At 31.4% G+C, this 347-nt stretch carries 1 pseudogene; it reads left to right on the top strand.

The window, feature by feature from the left end:
* Positions 1 to 269, top strand: a pseudogene (locus PPOP_RS18825) (pyruvate kinase); the annotation flags it as partial.
* Positions 270 to 347: the final 78 nt, after the last annotated feature.

Raw genomic sequence — 347 nt, 5'->3', positions numbered from 1 at the left:
CAGATGATCAAGTATATATGTCAGGTGGCACAACACAAATAGGCACAAAATTATTATCCCTTGAAACAAAAATCTTTATGGGAATTGATGAAGAAAATGCAGTTTTAGGAAACGTAAAATTTGAAAGCTACTTAAAAGCATTATACTTAGTTGGATATATACAGTTTGAAAATGATTCACTCATTGAAAAAGCTCGTCAACGATATAGGGAAGGTTATATGTTACAAAGGTTTGGGCCTCAAATCGGTAACAGTACAAAATTTCTGTAAAATGGGTTATCTTAAATTGGGTCGAAGTTTTTATGTTACATGATAAAAAAAGAAGAAGGAGATGATTTTATATGCAGC

It is taken from the genome of Paenibacillus popilliae ATCC 14706 (assembly GCF_000315235.1).
GTDB classification, from domain to species: Bacteria; Bacillota; Bacilli; order Paenibacillales; family Paenibacillaceae; genus Paenibacillus_B; species Paenibacillus_B popilliae.
Note: the sequence above shows the minus strand (reverse complement) of the source record. Positions and strands in the feature narration are given on the sequence as shown.